The organism is Serratia sp. TMDUHS_CL (genome assembly GCF_037137105.1).
Lineage (GTDB): Bacteria > Pseudomonadota > Gammaproteobacteria > Enterobacterales > Enterobacteriaceae > Serratia > Serratia nevei.
Window position 1 is genome coordinate 135,198 of sequence record NZ_JBBBDV010000003.1, and the last position, 18,394, is coordinate 153,591.

Consider the following 18,394-nt stretch of genomic DNA (forward strand, 5'->3'; position numbering starts at 1 on the left):
AATCATTTATGGAGAATTAACATGTTGAAAATTATCAGGCTGGCCTGCGCTTGCCTGTTTATGCTGTGGCTGCCTGCCTTGCAGGCGGCGGACAGCGGCTGGCTGCAAAACCCGGCCAACGATCATGCCAAGGTGCGGCTGCGTGCCGACACGTCACAGCCGGGGGAGACCCGCCTGCTACTGTCGGTCGAGCTGCAAAAGGGCTGGAAAACCTACTGGCGTTCCCCAGGCGAAGGCGGCATCGCGCCGGCTATCGTCTGGCAGGGCAACCCGCCGCCGGCGACCTGGCACTGGCCGACGCCGCAGCGTTTCGAGGTGGCCGGCATTTCCACCCAGGGCTATCACGATCGGGTCACGCTGCCGATCGTGATGTCAGGCCAGATATCCGGCCCGCTGGCGGGCACCCTGACGCTATCCACCTGCAGTAACGTCTGCATTCTGACCGACTACCCGTTCAGCCTGGATCTGACGACGCCGAACGATCCGCAGTTTAACCACGACTTCGCGCAGGCGATGGGACAGGTGCCGATCGCCGCCGGGGTGGCGGAGAGCGTCAAGGCCGGTTACCGCAACGGCGAGCTGCAGATCGCCGCCGAACGCGCCGCCGGCTGGCAGCAGCCCGCGCTGTTCTTCGATACGCTGGCGGATGCCGATCTCGGCAAGCCGCAGGTCGAGACCGACGGCGCTCAGCTGTTGGTGCGAGTGCCGGTCAGCGATGGCTGGGGCGATGCGGCGCCGGATCTGCGCGGCAAAACGCTGACGCTGGTGATCGACGACGGCGGCATGGCGCAGCAGATTACGCTGCCGATTGGCGATCCGCTGGCCGCGCCCGCCGGTGCGGCATTCCCGCTATGGCAGGCGGTATTGATGGCGCTGGCGGGCGGGTTGATCCTCAACCTGATGCCGTGCGTGCTGCCGGTGCTGGGCATCAAGCTTGGCTCCATCCTGCAGGTGGAACGGCGCGATCGGCGCAGCGTGCGTTTGCAGTTCCTGGCGTCGTCGTTGGGTATCGTCGCCTCGTTTATGGCGTTGGCCTTACTGATGACGCTGCTGCGGCTCGGCAACCATGCGCTCGGCTGGGGCATTCAGTTCCAGAATCCATGGTTTATCGGTTTTATGGTGCTGGTGACGCTGCTGTTCAGCGCCAACCTGTTTGGCCTGTTCCATCTGCGCCTCTCGTCCGATCTGAATACGTCGCTGGCGACCCATAATGGGCACGGTCTGAGCGGCCATTTCTGGCAGGGCGCGTTTGCCACGCTGCTGGCGACGCCGTGCTCGGCGCCGTTTCTCGGCACGGCGGTGGCCTTCGCGCTGGCGGCGTCGCTGCCGGTGCTGTGGGGCATGTTCATCGCGCTCGGCATTGGCATGAGTCTGCCGTGGCTGCTGATCGCCGCCTGGCCATCGCTGGCGCTGCGCTTGCCGCGCCCCGGTCGCTGGATGAATACCGTCAAGCTGGCGATGGGGTTGCTGATGCTGGCGTCGTCGCTGTGGCTGCTGAGCCTGCTGAGCAATCATATCGGCGTGCAGGCCACGCTGTGGCTGGGAGCGTTGGCGCTGCTGGCGTTGCTGCTGGCGGTGTGGCGTCAGCAGGGCGCACGGTTGGCGGCCAAGCTGGCGGCGGGCACGTTGGTGCTGGCGGGCGTGGCCTTGCTGGCCGGATCGCTGACCGCCGGCCTGTGGCGCCAGCCGTTGCAGGATCGGGTGCAGTGGCAACCGCTGAGCGAGCAAGCGATTACCGAGGCGCTGGCCCAGCATAAGCGGGTGTTCGTCGACGTGACCGCAGACTGGTGCGTGACCTGTAAAGCCAATAAATTCAATGTGCTGCTGCGCGATGACGTACAGCGCGCGCTGAGCGCCGACGACGTGGTTGCGCTGCGCGGCGACTGGAGCCGCCCGTCGGCCGACATCAGCGCCTTCCTGCAAAAGCGCGGCAGCGTCGCCGTGCCTTTCAACCAAATCTATGGCCCCGGCAGCCCGGACGGCGAGGTGTTATCCCCGCTGTTGACCCGTGACGCCGTGCTGCAAACGCTTTCCCATGCCAAAGGAACCGAACAATGAAAAAGCTACTGATTTTACTGATGATTATCGCCGCCCCGGTGTGGGCCGCCGAGCCTTTCACCCCGGCACAAGAGGCGCGTATCAAAGAGATGATCCGCGAAACGCTGGTGTCCAACCCGGACATTCTGGCGCAGGCGGTGGACGCCTGGCAGCAGCAAACCGCCGGCCAGCAAATCAGCCAGGCTATCAAGCAGAACGCCAAAACGTTGTACCAGGATCCGGCCAGCCCGCGCCTCGGCGCCGCCAACGCCAAACTGACGCTGGTGACCTTTACCGACTATAACTGCCCGTACTGCAAGCGTTTTGATCCGATGCTGGAGAAGATCGTCAAGCAATACCCGGACGTGGCGCTGGTGGTGAAGCTGCTGCCGTTCAAGGGCGAAAGCTCGGTCAGTTCGGCGCGCGTGGCGCTCACCACCTGGCAACAGCACCCGGATCAATTCTGGGCCCTGCACCAGCGGCTGATGGCGAAAAAGGGCTTCCACGACAACGCCAGCATCGCCGCCGCGCAAGAGAAAACCGGCGTCAAGGCGGTGGCGCCCAGCGAACAGAGCATGACCACGCTGCGCACCAATATGGAGCTGGCGGAACAACTGGGCGTGCAGGGGACGCCGGCGACGCTGATCGGCGATCGGATGCTGCCGGGGGCGGTGTCGTATGAAGAGCTGGAAGCGATGGTGAAGCAGCAGCTGGCGAAGGCCAACCATGGCTAAGCTCAAGCGCTGGGGGCGCGAGTTGCTGCTGCTGGCGCTGATCGCGCTGGCGGTGGTGACGGTGATGGATTGGCTGAACGCGCCGCAGGCGCCGCCGGCCTTCGATGCTCAGACCCTGACCATGCTGGACGGCGAGCGCGTGTCGTTGGCGCAGCTCAGCCATGAGCGGCCGCTGCTGGTTTACTTCTGGGCCAGCTGGTGTGGCGTCTGCCGCTTCACTACGCCGGACGTCGCCCGTTTGCAGGCGGCGGGCGGCAACGTGCTGACCGTCGCGCTGCGCTCGGGCGACGATACCCAGGTGAAACACTGGCTGGCGCGCAAACGGCTGGCGCTGCCGGTGGTCAACGATCCGGCCGGTACGCTCTCGGCGCAGTGGCAGATTGGCGTGACGCCGACCTTCGTGGTGGTCTCGCAGGGCAAGGTGGTGCAGAGCACCACCGGCTGGACCAGCTACTGGGGGATGAAGCTGCGGCTGTGGTGGGCCGCCGTCTAACCGGCGCTTTTCTCCGTTATCACCTCCTCAATCGCCCGGCACAGCCGGGCGATACCTTCTTCAATCTGCGGCGGCGAGTTGGCGGCGAAGTTCAGCCGCAGGCCGTGCGCGCCCAGCTGTTCCTGCGCATAAAAGCATTCGCCGCGTGCGAAGGTTACGCCGTGCCGCCAGGCGACCGGCATCAGTTCGGTGGTGGTCACCGTCGCCGGCAGCGTCAGCCAGATAAATAAGCCCCCCTGCGGCGTTTCGAAGCGGCACCCCGGCGGCAGCCGCCGTTGCAAGGCATCAATCATCACCTCCAGATGGCGGCGGTAGACGCGCCCGGCGCGCCGCAGTTGCTTGTCGTAACGGCCGACGGTGACGAACGCGTCCAGCGCCCGCTGGATCAGGCTGGAACTGGTGAAGCTGTCGACGTGTTTCAGCCTGGCGAAACGCTGATAGTGTTCGCTGTCCGCCACCAGATAGCCGATGCGCATGCTGGGCAGCAGCATTTTGGAGAAGGTGCTGACGTAGATCACCGCGCCCGGCTGCGCCAGCGCGCGCAGCGACGGCAGCTGTTTGCCTTGATAACGCAGATCGCCGACGAAGTCGTCCTCCAGGATCACCACGCCGGCCTGTTGGGCGACAGTCAGCAGGCGTCGCCGCCGCGCCTCGCTCAGGCAGCGGCCGGTCGGGTTGTGGAAATTGGGGATGGTGTAGATCAGTTTGGGGCGGTGGCGTTCCAACAACTCCGGCAACAAATCCACCCGCATGCCGTGGCGGTCGCCCGGTACGGTGACGATATTGATGCGGTGCTGGCGCAGCAGGCCCAGCGCTTCGGCGTAGGTCGGCTCTTCGACGATCACTGTATCGCCCGGCGCCAGCAGGCTTTGCACCACCAGACTGATGGCGTGCTGCGAGCCGTTGGTGATCAGCACCTGTTCCGCCTGCGTGGGGATGCCCTGCGCGCTGAGAATGCGGCTCAGCGTATCGCGCAGCGGGTAGTAGCCGCAGTATTCCCCGTAGCTGAAGGCCTCTTCCGCATGGCGGCTGAGCACCGACAGCAGCACTTTGCGAAACGCCTCCAGCGGAAACACCTTAGGGCTGCCGACGCCGGCGGCGAAGTTGATCAGCCCCTCCGGCAGCGGGGCGTCGGCGTAGCCGTCCAGCCGCGAGGTGAGGGTGGTGAAGCTCTCCAGTGGGAATGGGGCATCGCTGCTCGGCCGGGCCGGGCGCGCCTGCGCCTGCGGGTGCGCGACATAGGCGCCGCTGCCGCGCCGCTGATGCAAAAAGCCCTTGGCCGCCAGTTCGGCGTAGGCGTTATCCACCGTTAAACGGCTGACCGCCAGTTCGGCCGCCAGGGTGCGCGTCGAGGGCAGTTTGTCGCCATCGACGAACACGCCGGTGAGGATGGCGCGCCGCAGCGCTTCTTCGATCTGTAAATAGAGCGGAACGTCCTGCTCGCGATCCAACGGGATATGCATGCGAAATTGGCCCGGTTATGGAGAGTGATTTTTACTATACCCCATGTCAACAGGGCTTCAAGCGCAGAAAAGTGGCCTGCATGACAACGCCGTAAAGTGGCTATAGTGAGAAAAAATGGCCGCGTTACACTGTCCACCTGAGCATTTACGTCGCCATTTCTCCGAGGATCTCATGTCATTACCGTCAGGCGTTTCCGCCCGGCCGGCGCTGCCCGGCGCGCGCCTCTTTCAGGGCAGCCACCAGGGTTACGTCATCGCTATTATCAGCGCCATGTTGCTGGCCTTTACCGCCATTATCATCCGCGCGCTGACCGAGTACTATCACCTGCCGACCTTCGTGCTGGCGTTCTGGCGCGCGGCGCTGGTGGCGCTGGTGCTGTTGCCGCTGCTGTTGCTGGTGAAACCGCAGTGGGCGCGCCTGCGCCGTGAACAGGTGGTGTTCTACGCACTTTACGGGCTGCTGCTGGCGCTGTTCAACAGCCTGTGGACGCTGTCGGTAGCGCTGAACGGCGCGTCGGTGGCGACCATTCTGACCTACTGCTCGGTGGGCTTTACCGTGTTCCTCGGCTGGGTGATGTACAGCGAACGCCTGACGCTGCGCCAATTGCTGGTGATCGCCATCAGCCTGGGCGGTTGCTTCCTGGTCAGCAACGGCGACAGCATGGGGAACAGCCACTTCGATCTGCTGGGGCTGTTGGTCGGGATGCTGTCGGGCATCGGTTATACCCTGTATACCCTCGGCGGGCGGGTGGCCAGCGAACGCGGCTATCCGGTGTGGAACACCATCCTGTACGTGTTCGGTTTTTCGGCGCTGTACCAGCTGGTGTTCAACGCGGCGCTGACGGCGTTCCCGCTGGCGGCGTTCCACGGCATGGCCGGCTCTCTGTGGTTCCTGTCGCACGGCGCACAGGGCATCCAGTGGAGCGGCTGGCTGTTGCTGCTGGCGCTGGCCGCCGGGCCGACGCTGCTGGGCTTCGGGCTGTACAATATCAGCCTGAAAACGCTGCCGCTGGCGGTGGCCAACCTGATCCTGTCGCTGGAGCTGGTGTTCACCGCGGTGATCGCCTATTTCCTGCTGGGGGAGAGCATGAATCAGCTGCAGCTGCTGGGCAGCGCGCTGGTGATGGGCGGGGTGCTGCTGTTGAAAAGCAAGACCGCCGAGGCGTGATCGGCTACCATTACGCCTCGCAAGAGAGGCCGTAATGATGAATAACCCGAGATTGAAACGAGCGCTTATCGCTTGAATGACCGTGTTGAGTGAACGACAACACGGCCACAGACATTCCGTTCCGTGGCTTTTATTCCCGTAACAAGAGAATACGCCATGTCCGAAAAACACTGGTCCAAAACCGAGCTGCTGCATCAGACGGTGACCAACCCGAATATAATCGTCAAAGGCACCCACAGCTACTACAGCGACTGCTGGGATAACGGCTTCGAGCGCTCGGTAGTGCGCTATCTGCACGGCGACGCGGTCAGCCGGCAATGGCAGCCGCTGGGCGAAATAGACCGCCTGCTGATTGGCGATTACGTGTGCATCGCAGCCGAAGCGGTGATCCTGATGGGCGGCAACCATACCCATCGCATCGACTGGCTGAGCCTGTATCCGTTTATGGCAACCATCAAGCAGGCGTACCTCTCTAAAGGCGACACCCGGCTGGGCGACGGTTGCTGGATCGGCATGCGGGCGATGCTGATGCCGGGAATCTCGATAGGCGAAGGGGCGATCGTCGCCGCCGGCAGCGTGGTGGCCGGCGATGTTGAGCCTTATGCCATCGTCGGCGGTAACCCCGCGCGGTTTATCCGTTGGCGGTTCGCGCCGGAGGTCATCGCGCGGTTGCTTGCCTTGCGCCTCTATGACTTGTCCGAGGCGGACTTTGCGGTGATTCAGCCCCTGCTCGCCGATGACGATATCGAGGCGTTGGAAAGGGGGATTGCGGCCCTACGCCGTTAAATACAACGGGCGGGGGATCCCCGCCCGTTTCGCGTTACTCGGCTTTGGCCTCGGCCGCCGGTTGGCGGCGTTTGCGCATCAGGCGCAGCAGCGGCGGCAGCGCCAGTACCGCAACCGCCAGCACCAGCAGCGTTTGCGCGATGCTGCTGCTCCACAGAATGCCGAACTCGCCGTTGCTGATCGACAGCGCGCGACGCAGATTCTGCTCCAGCATCTCACCCAGCACGAAGCCCAGAATCAGCGGCGACATCGGGAAGTGCATTTTGCGCAGGATGTAGCCGAACACGCCCAACCCGACCATCAGCAACAGGTCGAAGGTGGTGCTGTGCACCGCATAAACCCCCACCGCCGACACTGCGGCGATCGCCGGCACCAGGAACCACAGCGGGATGGTCAGCATGCGGGTGAACAGGCCGACCAGCGGCAGGTTCATGATCAGCAAAATGACGTTGGCGATCAGCAGCGCGGCGATCAGCCCCCAGACGATATCCGGCTGTTCGGTGAACATCGCCGGGCCGGGGGTGATGTTGTACAGCGTCAGCGCACCCATCATCACCGCCGTGGTGCCGGAACCCGGCACCCCCAGCGTCAGCATCGGAATGAACGAACCGCAGGCCGAGGCGTTGTTGGCCGCTTCCGGCGCCGCTACGCCGCGGATGTCACCCTTGCCGAAGGTGTCGCTGTTGCCGCTGATTTTCTTCTCGGTCATGTAGGTCAGCGCACTGGCGATAGTGGCGCCGGCGCCCGGCAGAATGCCGACGAAGAAGCCGATCACCGACGAGCGCAGGGTTGGGCCTGCGCACTGCGCCGCCTCTTTGCGGTTGAACAGCAACCGGCCGGTTTTACGCACCAGCTTTTGCCCGGCGCTGGTGCTTTCCAGCATCAGCAGGATTTCGCTGACCGAGAACAGGCCGATCACCACCACGATAAACTGCACGCCGTCGGAGAGGTGCACGCTGTCAAAGGTAAAGCGGTAAACGCCGGTGTTGGCGTCGACGCCCACCGTCGCCAGCCCCAGGCCGATCAGCGCCGCCAGCAGCGATTTCAGCGGGTTTTGGCTCATCATGCTGCCGAGGCAGGCGATGGCGAACACCATCAGAGCGAAATACTCCGCCGGGCCGAAGGCCAGTGACCAGCGGGCCAGCAGCGGCGCGAACAGGATGATGCCGCCGATGGCGATCATCGATCCAACGAACGAACTGACCGCCGAGATGGACAACGCCACGCCGGCGCGCCCCTGCTGCGCCATCGGGTAGCCGTCCAGCGCGGTCATGATCGCCGCCGCGTCGCCCGGTACGTTAAGCAGTATCGACGAGATGCGCCCGCCGTACTCGCAGCCGATATACACCGTCGCCAGCAGGATCAGCGCCGATTCGGCCGGCAACTTGAGGGCAAACGCCAGCGGCAGCAGGATCGCCACGCCGTTGATCGGCCCGAGGCCCGGCAGCAGGCCGACGATGGTGCCGACGAAGCAGCCGATCAGGGCGATAATCAGGTTCTGCGGCACCAGCGCCACTTCGAACCCTTGAGTCAAATACATCCAGGTATCCATCATCGCTCCCGTTAGCTCAGCCAGGCGCCGAGCGGCAGTGTGACATCGAGAAGTCGGTCAAAGGCGTAATACAGCGCTGCGCCCATGACGACGCCGGAAATGGCCGCCGCCGGCAGGCTGGCTTGAAACAGCAGGCCGATGCTGAACGTCAGCAGCGCGGTCGCCAGCGGGAAGCCCAGCCATTCAAAGCCCCAGGCATACAGCACCAGGGTGATCACCAGCACCAGCAGCCGCTGCAGCACCTTGTTGTGCGGCCACTCCACCGCCTGCGGGCGGCGCAGCAACAGCAGGGCCGCGCACAGCGCCATCAGGCTGAGGATCGCCAGCGGGAACGGGCGCGGCCCCAGCGGTTCATAGCTGTATTCGCTTTGGATGCCCCAGCCGATGAACAGCCCGCCGATACACAGCAGCAGCCAGAAGCCGGCAAAAATACGATCGCTCATGGTTTTCCCCTGCGGTTATTTGGCCAGGCCGAACACTTTTGCCTGCTCACGGTATTGGGCAACCTGATTCTTCACGTAGGCGTCCAGCTCTTTGCCGGTCATGTTGAATTCGAACAGGCCGCGCAGATCGCGCTGTTGCTTGAATTCGTCGGTCGCCATCATTTTCTGGAAGGTGTAGATCCACCACTGATACTCTTCATCGCTGACTTTCGGCCCGACGTAGAAGCCGCGAATGATCGGCCACACCAGGCTGTATCCCTGCTCTTTGGCGGTGGGAATGTCGGCCAGCTGGCCCGGCAGACGTTGCTCGGCATACACCGCCAGCACGCGGATCTTGTCGCCCTGCAGATAAGGCACCATCTCGCTCAGGTCACCGGAGACCGCCTGGATATGGTTGCCGAGCAGCGCGGTGACCGGCTCACCGCCGCCTTCGAATGCCACATAGCGCATCTTGCGCGGATCCACGCCGACTTCGCGCGCCAGCAGCGCGGTTTTCATCCAGTCCTGGCTGCCGATGGAGGCGCCGGCGCCGAACACCACGCTGTTGGGATCTTTTTGGAAGGCGTCCATCAGGTCTTTCAGGGTTTTGTAAGGCGAGTCGGCGCGCACCGCGATCATGCCGTAGTCGGTACCGACCGCCGCCAGCCATTTCACGTCGTCCACGTTATAGCGGCCGAACTTGCCCTGGGCCAGATTGAGCAGCGAGCCGCCGGAGAAGGCCACCACGGTGCCGAACTCCGCCGGGCGCTGCGCGACGATGGCGTTGTAGGCCACTGCGCCGACGCCGCCGGGCATATAGGTGACGCGCATCGGCTTATCGATGGCCTTGGTGTCCTGCAGCGACACCTGAATCAGCTTGCAGGTCAGATCGAAGCCGCCGCCGGGCTTGGCCGGCGCGATGCATTCGGTGCGTTTGGGCGCTTCCACGGCAAAGGCCTGATTGGCCGCCAGCAGCAGGGCGGCGGCGGTAAAGGTACGGGTCATTATTTTTTTCATTGTGACTTGCCCTCGGTATTGTTCTGGTTGTGAAATCCCGCCGGGTGCGGTTGCAGGATTGTTAAAACAACAACCTTTCATTTACCTTTCAGCGGTCGGAAAAGTTTCCAGTCTGTGATTGGGGTCGCTTGTCGCGAGCGGAGAGCGGGTGCGCTACCATAGAAAGGAAGAGAAGAACAGGGGGCAAAACCGGCCAAAATCCTGCGTAATATCAGGTTTGCGGTTCTGCTTTCGCGATAGAATCATGAGCAATGAAATGAATAGAGACGCAGTAATATGTTTTCGTTAGGGAAATTGTTTGGTGGCAGGGACAGCGCCAAAGTGTGCGCGATTAAACGGCTGCCGGAGGTCTATGCAGAGATGACCGGTGAAACCGGGCAGTGTCGTTTAAAGCGGCTGCGCGCCGATATTGGCGTATTTGAGCTGCATTTCGTCAATGCCGACGGTGAAAAGTATGCCTGCCAGATGACCGCCTGCGTGACCGGCATCGATCTGGTGTTTGCCGCCAACAATCGCTCCGTGCTGGTTTCTTCACCGTTTACCGCCGACAAGCTGCGCCCGGTGCTGGACATTGCCGTTGCCGACAGCCCGATTCCGCTGATCTGATACCGGCCTGCGATCGCGCTCCATATGCATAATTGTGTGCCAGCTCCCAAAACTGGCGGCGCGGCGCTCTTTTATCCCCTTATTTTCCATGCCATTCTCTGTTATCGATCTGTTAACAAGCGCGCTATCGGCGTCAGGTTGTTCAGGTAAATCAATGGAATGGAAACATGCGACTGTTATTGGTTGAAGATCACCCCGAGCTGTCTCACTGGTTGCAAAAGGCGCTGACCGGCGCCGGCTTTGCCGTCGACGTCGCCCCGGACGGCGTGGCGGCCGATCATCTGTTGCTCAACGAACGCTATGCGCTGGCGGTGTTGGATGTGGCGCTGCCGCGTTTGAACGGCCTGGATTTGCTGGCGCGCCTGCGCAAGCGCGGGCAGGATCTGCCGGTGCTGCTGCTGACGGCGCGCACCGACGTGGCCGATCGGGTGAAGGGCCTGAATCTGGGGGCGGACGATTACCTCACCAAGCCGTTCGAACTGGACGAGCTGGAAGCGCGCATTCGGGCGCTGCTGCGCCGCAGCGTCGGCGCCGCGCAGCCGGCGTTACAGTACGGCGCGTTGACCTATCACGACGAAGGCTATTTCCTGCTGGAAGGCAAGCCGCTGGCGCTGACGCCGCGCGAACTGGCGGTGTTGACCGCGTTGATGCACCGCCGCGGCCGCCCGGTGGCCAAGCAGCAGCTGTTCGAGCAGGTGTTTACGCTGTCCGACGAGGCCAATCCGGAGAGCATCGAGCTTTACGTACACCGTTTGCGGAAAAAGCTGCAGGGCAGCGACGTGGCAATCATCACGCTGCGCGGTCTGGGTTACAGCCTGGAGCGGTGCAATGCGGTGGTTTAACGCGCCGCGATCGTTGTTCTATCAACTGCTGCTGTTTTTTGGCCTGCCGCTGGTGGCGTTGGGCGGCATCTCGATCTACACCCACTATTTCAGCGCCATGAGCGCCGCCACCCTGGCTTACGATCGCACGCTGCTGGCGTCGGCGCGCACCGTGGCGGAGCGGCTGGTGGTGCGCGACGGCAAGCTGGCGGTTGATGTGCCCTATGTGGTGCTCGACAGCTTCGAGCGCAACATGAACGATCAGCTCTATTACGAGGTGATCTCGCCGCAGGGGAAAAGCATTTCGGGCTATGACGATTTGCCGTCGTTGCCGCCCCATATCCCGCGTTCCACGCTCTACCCGGCGCTGGTGCATTTTTACGATGCGGAATACCTAGGCCGGGCGATCCGCGTGGCGGCGCTGTTTCAACCGATCAACGAGTCGGGCGTGAGCGGCATGGCGACCATTCTGGTGGCGGAAACCCTGGAGTCGCGCCGTTACCTGGCGCGACAGATGATGATCGCGGCGCTGTTGAGCCAGGGCACGGTGGTGGTGTTGACCCTGATTCTGGCGTTCGCGCTGCTCAAGCGGGTGTTGAAGCCGATGCGCAAGCTCTCCGGCATCATGCTGCGGCGCGATCCGGGCGAGCTGACGCCCCTGCCGCGGGTATTGCCGTGGTCGGAGATGCAGCCGCTGCTGGTGGCGTTCAATCGCTATATCGAACGGCTGCGGCTGATGGTGGCGCGCCAGGAGCGTTTCAGCGCCGATGCTTCGCACCAACTGCGCACGCCGCTGGCGGTGTTGAAGACTCAGGTTGGGGTAGCGCTGGCCAGCGACCGGCCGCAGCAGTGGCGCGAAAGCCTGCAGGCGATGAGCGCGACGCTGGATAATACCGTGGCGCTGACCGACCGCCTGCTGCATCTCTCACGCCTGAAGGCCAGCGAGCACCGGGCCGAGCGCCAGCTGCAGCCGGTCAATCTGGCGCAGGTGCTGCGCGACGCCTGTTTTTCCCGCTTGCCGCAGGCGCGCAGTAAACAGATCGATCTCGGATTTGAAGGCGAGGCGGCGTGCCAGGTGGCGGGGGAACCGCTGCTGTTGGCCGAACTGTGCGCCAACCTGCTGGACAACGCGCTGAAATACACGCCGCGTCAGGGCGTGGTGACCGCGCGCCTCACTCAGGATCAGGCGGCAGGGGAAGGCGTGCTGGAGATTGAAGACAGCGGCCCCGGCATCGCCTTGCAGGACAAGGCGCTGGCGCTGCAGCCGTTTCATCGGCTGGACAACGTGGGCGATCAGCCGGGCGCCGGCCTGGGGTTGGCGCTGGTGAAGGACATCACTGCGTATCACGGCACCCGCCCGGAGCTGCTGAGCTCCGCCGCGCTGGGCGGCCTGTTGGTGCGGGTGCGTTTCAGGCTGCTGCCTTAGGCCTGTTCTTTGCAGGATTCGACGTCGGCCGCCGGGGCTTTGGCTTTACGCGTCAGCGGCGTGCGCAGCCGCTGCGACAGAATAACGCCCAGCAGGGTGATGCCGCCGCCGATCAGGTGGTAACCGTGCAGCTGCTCATGCAGGAACAGCACGGCGATAGCGGCGGTAAACACCGGCGCCAGGTTCATAAAGATCGAGGCGGTATTGGCGCCCAGGCGCATCACGCCCTGGATCCACAGGAACGGGGCGATAATCGAAGCCGGAATGCCGGCGAACAGCACCAGCGGCAGGTTATGGCCGTTCAAGCCGACATCCTGCGCCATCAGGAAATTAGGCAGCAGCAACAGCACGCCGAACAAGATCTGCACGTACAGCGATTGCCAGTTCGGCAGCGCGATGGCCCAGCGTTTGGTCAACACGCCATACAGCGCGTAAGAGGCGGTGGCGAGCAGCATCATCAATTCCCCCTTGCCGATACCGTGCTGCAGCAGCACGCCGGGCTGACCGCCGCTGACCAGCCAGATCAGGCCGCAGAAGGAGAGTATGCTGCCGAGCAGCACGCCGACGGTTGGTGCAATGCGCAGCAGTACGATGCTGATCAGGATGGTCAGCAGCGGGATCAGCGATACGATGATGCCCATAAACAGCGCGCTGACGCTGTGTGCGGCGTAATACGCCAGGCTTTGGTACAGCACCATGCCCAGCAAACCGAGGATCATCAATTTCCACCAGTTGGCGCACACCTGCGCCCAGTTGCGCAGCACGCCCGGCAGCACGAACGGCGTCAGGGCAATCAACGCCAGCAGCCAGCGGTAGAGCGAGATGGCCGCCGGATCGATGGCGGTGGCGGAGAGTTTGCTGACGACGGCGTTAATCGACCAAATCAGCACGGCCAACAGCGGGAAAAGCATATTCATGATAATTATTCTCAATAACGTCCAACATGCTGGCTAGTCTACGCGTGTCCGGTTTATCATATATAGCGATATCCAGACAAAAATCGGCGTAAACAAGACAAATCACGGGACGAAACCATGCCAGAAATCCGCCATTTCCCCGAGTCGCTGATCCCGGCGCCGAAGCCGGTGCAGTTCCGCTGCGAGGAGTTCAACGCGCGCACCGAATTCCAGCCGCACAGCCACACCTGGGGCCAGTTGATGTGGGTCAAAGCCGGGGTGATGGTGCTGCGCATCGGCGGGCAGCGCTTTCTGGCGCCGCCGGAGTTCGTGCTGTGGGCGCCGGCCGGCATCGAACACTCCTGCTATAACCAGCGGCTGGCGCAGTGCCGCATGGTGGACATTACGCCGGCGCTGTGTGCCGGCATGCCGGCCGACCCTTGCCTGGTGAGCGTGACGCCGATATTCCGCGCCATCGCCGAGGATTTCTATGCGCGTAAGCAGTACATTCCGCAAACGGAAGAGGATTTGCGCCTGTGCCAGGTGCTGATCGACCAGCTGCGCCTGTCGCCGCGCCAGCAAACCTATCTGCCGTCGTCGGACGACAAATTTTTGGCGCCGGTGCTGGAAGCGCTGGAGCACTGCCCGGCGGACAACACCTCGCTGGCGGCGTGGGCGGCTCGGGTCTACACCACCGAGCGCACGCTGTCGCGCCGCTGCCAGCAGGATCTGGGCATGTCGTTCAGCGAATGGCGCCAGCGCCTGCGTTTCCTGCATGCCGTGTCGCTGCTCGAGCAGGGCAAGACCGTGCAGGACGTGGCGCTGGACGTCGGCTACAGCTCCGCGTCGGCGTTTATCGTCATGTTCCAGCAGATCGCCGGCACCACCCCTGAGCGCTTTCGCCGTGCCTGATTCAGTGGCACACTATTTCGCAGACAAATAGCCGTAAACCGTCGGAGAACGCAGTGAAAATTCTGGTTGATGAAAATATGCCGTACGCGGCCGAGCTGTTCAGCCGCCTGGGCGACGTGCAGGCAGTGCCGGGCCGCCCGATCCCGCGTGAGGCGCTGGCGGATGCCGATGCGCTGATGGTGCGTTCGGTCACCAAGGTCAATGAAGCGTTGCTGGCCGGCAGCCGCATCGGCTTTGTCGGTACCGCCACCGCCGGCACCGATCACGTCGATGACGCCTGGCTGCAACGGCAGGGCATCGGCTTTTCCGCCGCACCGGGCTGCAACGCCATTGCGGTGGTCGAGTATGTGTTCTCTGCCTTGATGCTGCTGGCCGAACGCGATGGCTTCCATCTGCGGGATAAAACCGTCGGCATCATCGGCGTGGGCAACGTCGGTTCCCGCCTGGACGCGCGCCTCAAAGCGCTGGGCGTGCGCACGCTGCTGTGCGATCCGCCGCGTGCCGATCGCGGCGACGCCGGGGAGTTTTGGCCGCTGGAGAAGCTGGTGGCCGAGGCCGACGTGTTGACCTTCCATACGCCGCTGAATAAATCCGGCCCATACCATTCGCTGCATCTGGCGGACGCCGATCTGTTGGCGGCGCTGCCGGACAACTGCATTCTGATCAACGCCTGCCGCGGGCCGGTGGTGGATAACGCCGCGTTGTTGCAGGCGCTGGAAAAGGGCAAAAAGCTGAGCACGGTGCTGGACGTGTGGGAACCGGAGCCGGATCTCTCCTTGCCGCTGCTGGCGCGGGTGGATATCGGCACTGCACACATCGCCGGGTATACGCTGGAAGGCAAGGCGCGCGGCACCACTCAGGTGTTCGAAGCGTTCAGCCGCCATCTGGGGCAGCCGCAGCAGGTGGCGCTGGCCTCGCTGCTGCCGGTGCCGGAGTTCAGCCAGATCCGCCTCAACGGGCCGCTGGATGAAGCGCGGTTAAAACGATTGATGCACTTGGTGTATGATGTGCGCCGCGATGATGCGCCGCTGCGCAAAGTCGCCGGACAACCGGGCGAATTCGATCGCCTGCGCAAGCACTATCAGGAACGCCGCGAGTGGTCGTCGCTGGCCGTGCAATGCGATGACAGCGCCAGCGCCGAGCTGCTCGGCAAGCTGGGTTTCAGCGTGGCATAGCGCGTAAGGTTGTCTTAAGCCAACGCCGCTACAGTGAGCGGCAAAGATTATCGGGCGGTGATTGCACTGCCCGTCTGCTTTTATGAATGAAATACTCTGGAGAAAACCCGATGTCTGACGGCTGGAATATCGCGCTGCTCGGCGCCACTGGCGCGGTAGGTGAAGCGTTGCTGGAATTGTTGCAGGAACGCCAGTTCCCGGTGGGTGAGCTCTATCCTCTGGCAAGCGAACGCAGCGCGGGCGCCAATGTGCGCTTCAACGGCAAGTCTCTTCTGGTGCAAAACGCCGAAGAGTTCGACTGGTCACAGGCGCAGCTGGCCTTCTTCGTCGCCGGCAGCGAAGCGTCCGCGCGCTATGCCGAAGAAGCTGGCAACATGGGCTGCCTGGTGATCGACACCAGCGGCCTGTTCGCCATGGAGCCGGATGTGCCGCTGGTGGTGCCGGGCGTTAACCCGCAGGTGCTGGCGGATTACCGCAACCGCAATATCGTGGCGGTGGCCGACAGCATGGTCAGCCAGCTGCTGACGGCGATCAAGCCGCTGACCGAACAGGCGGGGCTGTCGCGTCTGCACGTCACCACGCTGATGTCGGTATCGTCGCGCGGCAAGGTGGCGGTGGACGACTTGGCCGGCCAGAGCGCGCGCCTGCTGAACGGCATCCCGGCCGAGGAAGGCGTTTTCGGCAAGCAGCTGGCGTTCAACCTGTTGCCGCTGATTGCCGACGAGCAGGGTAGCGTGCGCGAAGAACGCCTGATCGTCGATCAGGTGCGCAAGGTGCTGCAGGATGAAGGGCTGCCGATTTCGGTGAGCTGCGTTCAGTCGCCGGTGTTTTACGGCCACGCGCAGGTGGTGCACCTGGAAGCGCTGCGCCCGCTGTCCGCCGAAGAGGCGCGCAGCGAGCTCGAAGAGATCGAGGACATTCAGCTGAGCGAAGAGGACGATTACCCGACTCAGGTCACCGACGCCTCCGGCAGCGATGCGCTCAGCATCGGTTGTCTGCGTAACGATTACGGCATCCCCGAGCTGTTGCAGTTCTGGACGGTGGCGGACAATGTGCGCTTCGGCGGCGCATTGATGGCTATCGAAACCGCCGAGCGTTTGGTGCAGGAGCAGATGTACTGATGTCTGAGGTGGTCTCGCCCGTTCAGCCAACGCTGAAAATTGCGCTGGGCATCGAATATGACGGCAGCCGGTACTACGGCTGGCAGCGGCAGCAAGAAGTGGCCAGCGTGCAGCAACGCCTGGAGCAGGCGTTGAGCAAGGTGGCGGATGCGCCGATTAGCGTGCTGTGCGCCGGGCGTACCGACGCCGGGGTGCACGCCACCGGGCAGGTGGTGCATTTCGAAACCACCGCGCGCCGCAAGGACGCCGCCTGGACGATGGGGGTAAATACCCATCTGCCGCCGGATATCGCGGTGCGTTGGGTGAGCCCCGTTGCCGACGATTTTCACGCGCGTTTCAGCGCCACCGCGCGCCGCTACCGCTATATTATTTTCAACCATCGCTACCGGCCGGCGGTGCTGCAACAGGGGGTGACGCATTTTTATCACCCGCTGGACGCCGATCGCATGCATCGGGCGGCGCAGGCGCTGCTGGGCGAAAACGACTTCACTTCGTTCCGCGCGGTGCAATGTCAGTCGCGCACCCCGTGGCGCTGCGTAAAACACGTTAAGGTTACGCGCTACGGCGAATATATTGTGGTAGATATCAAGGCGAATGCCTTCGTGCATCACATGGTTCGCAACATCGTCGGCAGCCTGATGGAGATCGGCTGCGGCAATCAGGATGAGAACTGGATGGCCGAGTTGCTGGCGCTGAAGGATCGCAACCTGGCGGCGGCGACGGCGCGAGCCGAGGGGCTGTATCTGGTTGCCGTGGATTACCCTGACCACTTTGGTCTACCGCGGCCGCCGATGGGGCCGCTGTTTTTACCCGACGATTAAACGCCGGCACGCCTGAAAGCGTCGCTCCCTTGTGCTTCTGCCGGGTGATTGAAACACTCGGCATCAATGAGAGAATTTATGGATATCATCAAGTTTATTATTGATTTCATTCTGCATATTGATGTGCACCTGGCCGAACTGGTCGCACAATACGGCATGTGGGTCTACGCTATTCTGTTCCTGATTCTGTTTTGCGAAACCGGTCTGGTGGTGACGCCGTTCCTGCCGGGGGATTCCTTGCTGTTTGTCGCCGGTGCGCTGGCGGCGTTGCCGACCAACGATCTGAACGTGCATACCATGGTGGCGTTGATGGCCGTGGCGGCGATCATCGGCGATGCGGTGAACTACACTATCGGGCGGCTGTTCGGCGAGAAGCTGTTCAGCAACCCGAATTCGAAAATTTTCCGCCGCAGCTACCTGGACAAGACGCACCAGTTCTATGAAAAACACGGCGGGAAAACGATTATTTTGGCGCGATTCGTGCCGATCGTGCGTACTTTTGCGCCGTTCGTCGCCGGGATGGGGCATATGTCCTATCGCCACTTCGCCGCCTACAACGTGATTGGTGCACTGGTTTGGGTGCTGCTCTTCACCTATGCTGGCTACCTGTTCGGCGATCTGCCGGTGGTGCAGGAGAACCTGAAACTGTTGATCGTAGGGATCATCATCGTTTCGATTCTGCCGGGCGTGATTGAAATTTGGCGCCACAAGCGCGCGGCCGCCCGCCAGCAAAAACAGTAAAAACATCGTTTAACCTGTCGGTTCGACCAGTTTTTTGTCCACAGCGTCGGGCCGATATGGTTTAATGAGCGACATTATGGTCTGTTCCTGCGAACAACCCTGAAGCCGATGCCTCAGTCGCCGCGCTTGCCGCGCCGCGAACGGGCATTTTTTCATTGGGGTGTTTTCGGGGGGATTGTTAAAGCATGAACAGCGGACTGGCG

The 18,394-nt window shown here is 62.8% G+C and carries 18 protein-coding genes; 13 read left to right on the forward strand and 5 right to left on the reverse strand.

What is annotated here, in order from left to right; all coding sequences use genetic code 11:
- Positions 1-21: 21 nt before the first annotated feature.
- Genes WCL58_RS07755 through WCL58_RS07765 form a run of 3 tightly spaced genes read left to right on the forward strand, consistent with a single transcriptional unit; the run spans position 22 to position 3,264 of the window.
- Complete coding sequence (locus WCL58_RS07755) at positions 22-2,058, forward strand: protein-disulfide reductase DsbD family protein (protein WP_336850824.1); 2,037 nt, start codon at positions 22-24, stop codon at positions 2,056-2,058.
- Entirely contained in the window at positions 2,055-2,771 is a 717-nt protein-coding gene (locus WCL58_RS07760) for a DsbA family protein (protein ID WP_038876482.1), read from the forward strand. Before WCL58_RS07755 ends, WCL58_RS07760 begins: the two co-directional genes overlap by 4 nt.
- Positions 2,764-3,264: a protein disulfide oxidoreductase gene (locus WCL58_RS07765; RefSeq protein WP_084827340.1), complete on the forward strand. Its 501-nt coding sequence runs from the start codon at positions 2,764-2,766 to the stop codon at positions 3,262-3,264. Before WCL58_RS07760 ends, WCL58_RS07765 begins: the two co-directional genes overlap by 8 nt.
- Here WCL58_RS07765 and pdxR read toward each other — a convergent pair.
- Positions 3,261-4,727 (reverse strand): MocR-like pyridoxine biosynthesis transcription factor PdxR, encoded by a 1,467-nt coding sequence (pdxR, locus tag WCL58_RS07770; RefSeq protein ID WP_084827341.1) that lies wholly within the window; start codon positions 4,725-4,727, stop codon positions 3,261-3,263. The genes WCL58_RS07765 and pdxR overlap by 4 nt on opposite strands.
- A gap of 172 nt (positions 4,728-4,899) precedes the next feature.
- Between pdxR and WCL58_RS07775 the strand changes: the two genes are divergently transcribed.
- Entirely contained in the window at positions 4,900-5,895 is a 996-nt protein-coding gene (locus tag WCL58_RS07775; protein WP_049200152.1) for a DMT family transporter, read from the forward strand.
- A gap of 156 nt (positions 5,896-6,051) precedes the next feature.
- Complete coding sequence (locus tag WCL58_RS07780; RefSeq protein ID WP_336850826.1) at positions 6,052-6,681, forward strand: CatB-related O-acetyltransferase; 630 nt, start codon at positions 6,052-6,054, stop codon at positions 6,679-6,681.
- Positions 6,682-6,715: 34 nt separating this feature from the next.
- On the opposite strand, the gene WCL58_RS07785 is transcribed toward WCL58_RS07780, so the two are convergent.
- The 3 genes from WCL58_RS07785 to WCL58_RS07795 are packed head-to-tail and all read right to left on the reverse strand — an operon-like array spanning position 6,716 to position 9,672.
- Positions 6,716-8,233 (reverse strand): tripartite tricarboxylate transporter permease, encoded by a 1,518-nt coding sequence (locus tag WCL58_RS07785; protein WP_016926872.1) that lies wholly within the window; start codon positions 8,231-8,233, stop codon positions 6,716-6,718.
- An 11-nt stretch (positions 8,234-8,244) separates the two neighbouring features.
- Positions 8,245-8,676, reverse strand: a complete 432-nt coding sequence (locus WCL58_RS07790; protein ID WP_049200155.1) for a tripartite tricarboxylate transporter TctB family protein — start codon at positions 8,674-8,676, stop codon at positions 8,245-8,247.
- Between the two features lie 15 nt (positions 8,677-8,691).
- The gene (locus tag WCL58_RS07795) at positions 8,692-9,672 is read right to left on the reverse strand and encodes a Bug family tripartite tricarboxylate transporter substrate binding protein (protein WP_336850828.1); all 981 of its coding nucleotides are present in this window, start codon (positions 9,670-9,672) and stop codon (positions 8,692-8,694) included.
- Between the two features lie 276 nt (positions 9,673-9,948).
- Here WCL58_RS07795 and WCL58_RS07800 point away from each other — a divergent pair, with 276 nt between their 5' ends.
- From WCL58_RS07800 to WCL58_RS07810, 3 genes are all read left to right on the forward strand, one after another.
- Positions 9,949-10,278: a hypothetical protein gene (locus tag WCL58_RS07800; protein WP_049200156.1), complete on the forward strand. Its 330-nt coding sequence runs from the start codon at positions 9,949-9,951 to the stop codon at positions 10,276-10,278.
- Positions 10,279-10,445: 167 nt separating this feature from the next.
- Positions 10,446-11,120: a transcriptional regulator TctD gene (gene tctD / locus WCL58_RS07805; RefSeq protein ID WP_038876462.1), complete on the forward strand. Its 675-nt coding sequence runs from the start codon at positions 10,446-10,448 to the stop codon at positions 11,118-11,120.
- Entirely contained in the window at positions 11,107-12,525 is a 1,419-nt protein-coding gene (locus WCL58_RS07810) for a sensor histidine kinase (protein WP_087763413.1), read from the forward strand. Before tctD ends, WCL58_RS07810 begins: the two co-directional genes overlap by 14 nt.
- Here WCL58_RS07810 and WCL58_RS07815 read toward each other — a convergent pair.
- Complete coding sequence (locus WCL58_RS07815) at positions 12,522-13,442, reverse strand: DMT family transporter (protein WP_336850829.1); 921 nt, start codon at positions 13,440-13,442, stop codon at positions 12,522-12,524. The genes WCL58_RS07810 and WCL58_RS07815 overlap by 4 nt on opposite strands.
- Before the next feature lie 117 nt (positions 13,443-13,559).
- On the opposite strand from WCL58_RS07815, the gene WCL58_RS07820 reads away from it, so the two are divergent.
- The 5 genes from WCL58_RS07820 to WCL58_RS07840 all read left to right on the forward strand — a co-directional run bounded on the left by WCL58_RS07820 (position 13,560) and on the right by WCL58_RS07840 (position 18,191).
- Complete coding sequence (locus tag WCL58_RS07820; RefSeq protein WP_038876456.1) at positions 13,560-14,333, forward strand: AraC family transcriptional regulator; 774 nt, start codon at positions 13,560-13,562, stop codon at positions 14,331-14,333.
- Positions 14,334-14,386: 53 nt separating this feature from the next.
- Positions 14,387-15,508 carry a 4-phosphoerythronate dehydrogenase PdxB gene (pdxB, locus tag WCL58_RS07825; protein WP_336850831.1) on the forward strand — a complete coding sequence of 374 codons (1,122 nt, stop codon included), beginning with the start codon at positions 14,387-14,389 and terminating at the stop codon, positions 15,506-15,508.
- Positions 15,509-15,618: 110 nt separating this feature from the next.
- Positions 15,619-16,629: an aspartate-semialdehyde dehydrogenase gene (locus WCL58_RS07830; protein WP_060420019.1), complete on the forward strand. Its 1,011-nt coding sequence runs from the start codon at positions 15,619-15,621 to the stop codon at positions 16,627-16,629.
- Positions 16,629-17,450, forward strand: a complete 822-nt coding sequence (gene truA, locus WCL58_RS07835) for a tRNA pseudouridine(38-40) synthase TruA (protein ID WP_055311861.1) — start codon at positions 16,629-16,631, stop codon at positions 17,448-17,450. Before WCL58_RS07830 ends, truA begins: the two co-directional genes overlap by 1 nt.
- Positions 17,451-17,528: 78 nt before the next feature.
- Entirely contained in the window at positions 17,529-18,191 is a 663-nt protein-coding gene (locus WCL58_RS07840; RefSeq protein ID WP_004936130.1) for a DedA family protein, read from the forward strand.
- Positions 18,192-18,394 lie beyond the last annotated feature (203 nt).

Bases quoted from the DNA above. Each gene is read 5' to 3' on its own strand.
- WCL58_RS07755 (WP_336850824.1), top strand. From the start codon at position 22: ATGTTGAAAATTATCAGGCTGGCCTGCGCTTGCCTGTTTATGCTGTGG.
- WCL58_RS07760 (WP_038876482.1), top strand. From the start codon at position 2,055: ATGAAAAAGCTACTGATTTTACTGATGATTATCGCCGCCCCGGTGTGG.
- WCL58_RS07765 (WP_084827340.1), top strand. From the start codon at position 2,764: ATGGCTAAGCTCAAGCGCTGGGGGCGCGAGTTGCTGCTGCTGGCGCTG.
- pdxR (WP_084827341.1), bottom strand. From the start codon at position 4,727: ATGCATATCCCGTTGGATCGCGAGCAGGACGTTCCGCTCTATTTACAG.
- WCL58_RS07775 (WP_049200152.1), top strand. From the start codon at position 4,900: ATGTCATTACCGTCAGGCGTTTCCGCCCGGCCGGCGCTGCCCGGCGCG.
- WCL58_RS07780 (WP_336850826.1), top strand. From the start codon at position 6,052: ATGTCCGAAAAACACTGGTCCAAAACCGAGCTGCTGCATCAGACGGTG.
- WCL58_RS07785 (WP_016926872.1), bottom strand. From the start codon at position 8,233: ATGGATACCTGGATGTATTTGACTCAAGGGTTCGAAGTGGCGCTGGTG.
- WCL58_RS07790 (WP_049200155.1), bottom strand. From the start codon at position 8,676: ATGAGCGATCGTATTTTTGCCGGCTTCTGGCTGCTGCTGTGTATCGGC.
- WCL58_RS07795 (WP_336850828.1), bottom strand. From the start codon at position 9,672: ATGAAAAAAATAATGACCCGTACCTTTACCGCCGCCGCCCTGCTGCTG.
- WCL58_RS07800 (WP_049200156.1), top strand. From the start codon at position 9,949: ATGTTTTCGTTAGGGAAATTGTTTGGTGGCAGGGACAGCGCCAAAGTG.
- tctD (WP_038876462.1), top strand. From the start codon at position 10,446: ATGCGACTGTTATTGGTTGAAGATCACCCCGAGCTGTCTCACTGGTTG.
- WCL58_RS07810 (WP_087763413.1), top strand. From the start codon at position 11,107: ATGCGGTGGTTTAACGCGCCGCGATCGTTGTTCTATCAACTGCTGCTG.
- WCL58_RS07815 (WP_336850829.1), bottom strand. From the start codon at position 13,442: ATGAATATGCTTTTCCCGCTGTTGGCCGTGCTGATTTGGTCGATTAAC.
- WCL58_RS07820 (WP_038876456.1), top strand. From the start codon at position 13,560: ATGCCAGAAATCCGCCATTTCCCCGAGTCGCTGATCCCGGCGCCGAAG.
- WCL58_RS07830 (WP_060420019.1), top strand. From the start codon at position 15,619: ATGTCTGACGGCTGGAATATCGCGCTGCTCGGCGCCACTGGCGCGGTA.
- truA (WP_055311861.1), top strand. From the start codon at position 16,629: ATGTCTGAGGTGGTCTCGCCCGTTCAGCCAACGCTGAAAATTGCGCTG.
- WCL58_RS07840 (WP_004936130.1), top strand. From the start codon at position 17,529: ATGGATATCATCAAGTTTATTATTGATTTCATTCTGCATATTGATGTG.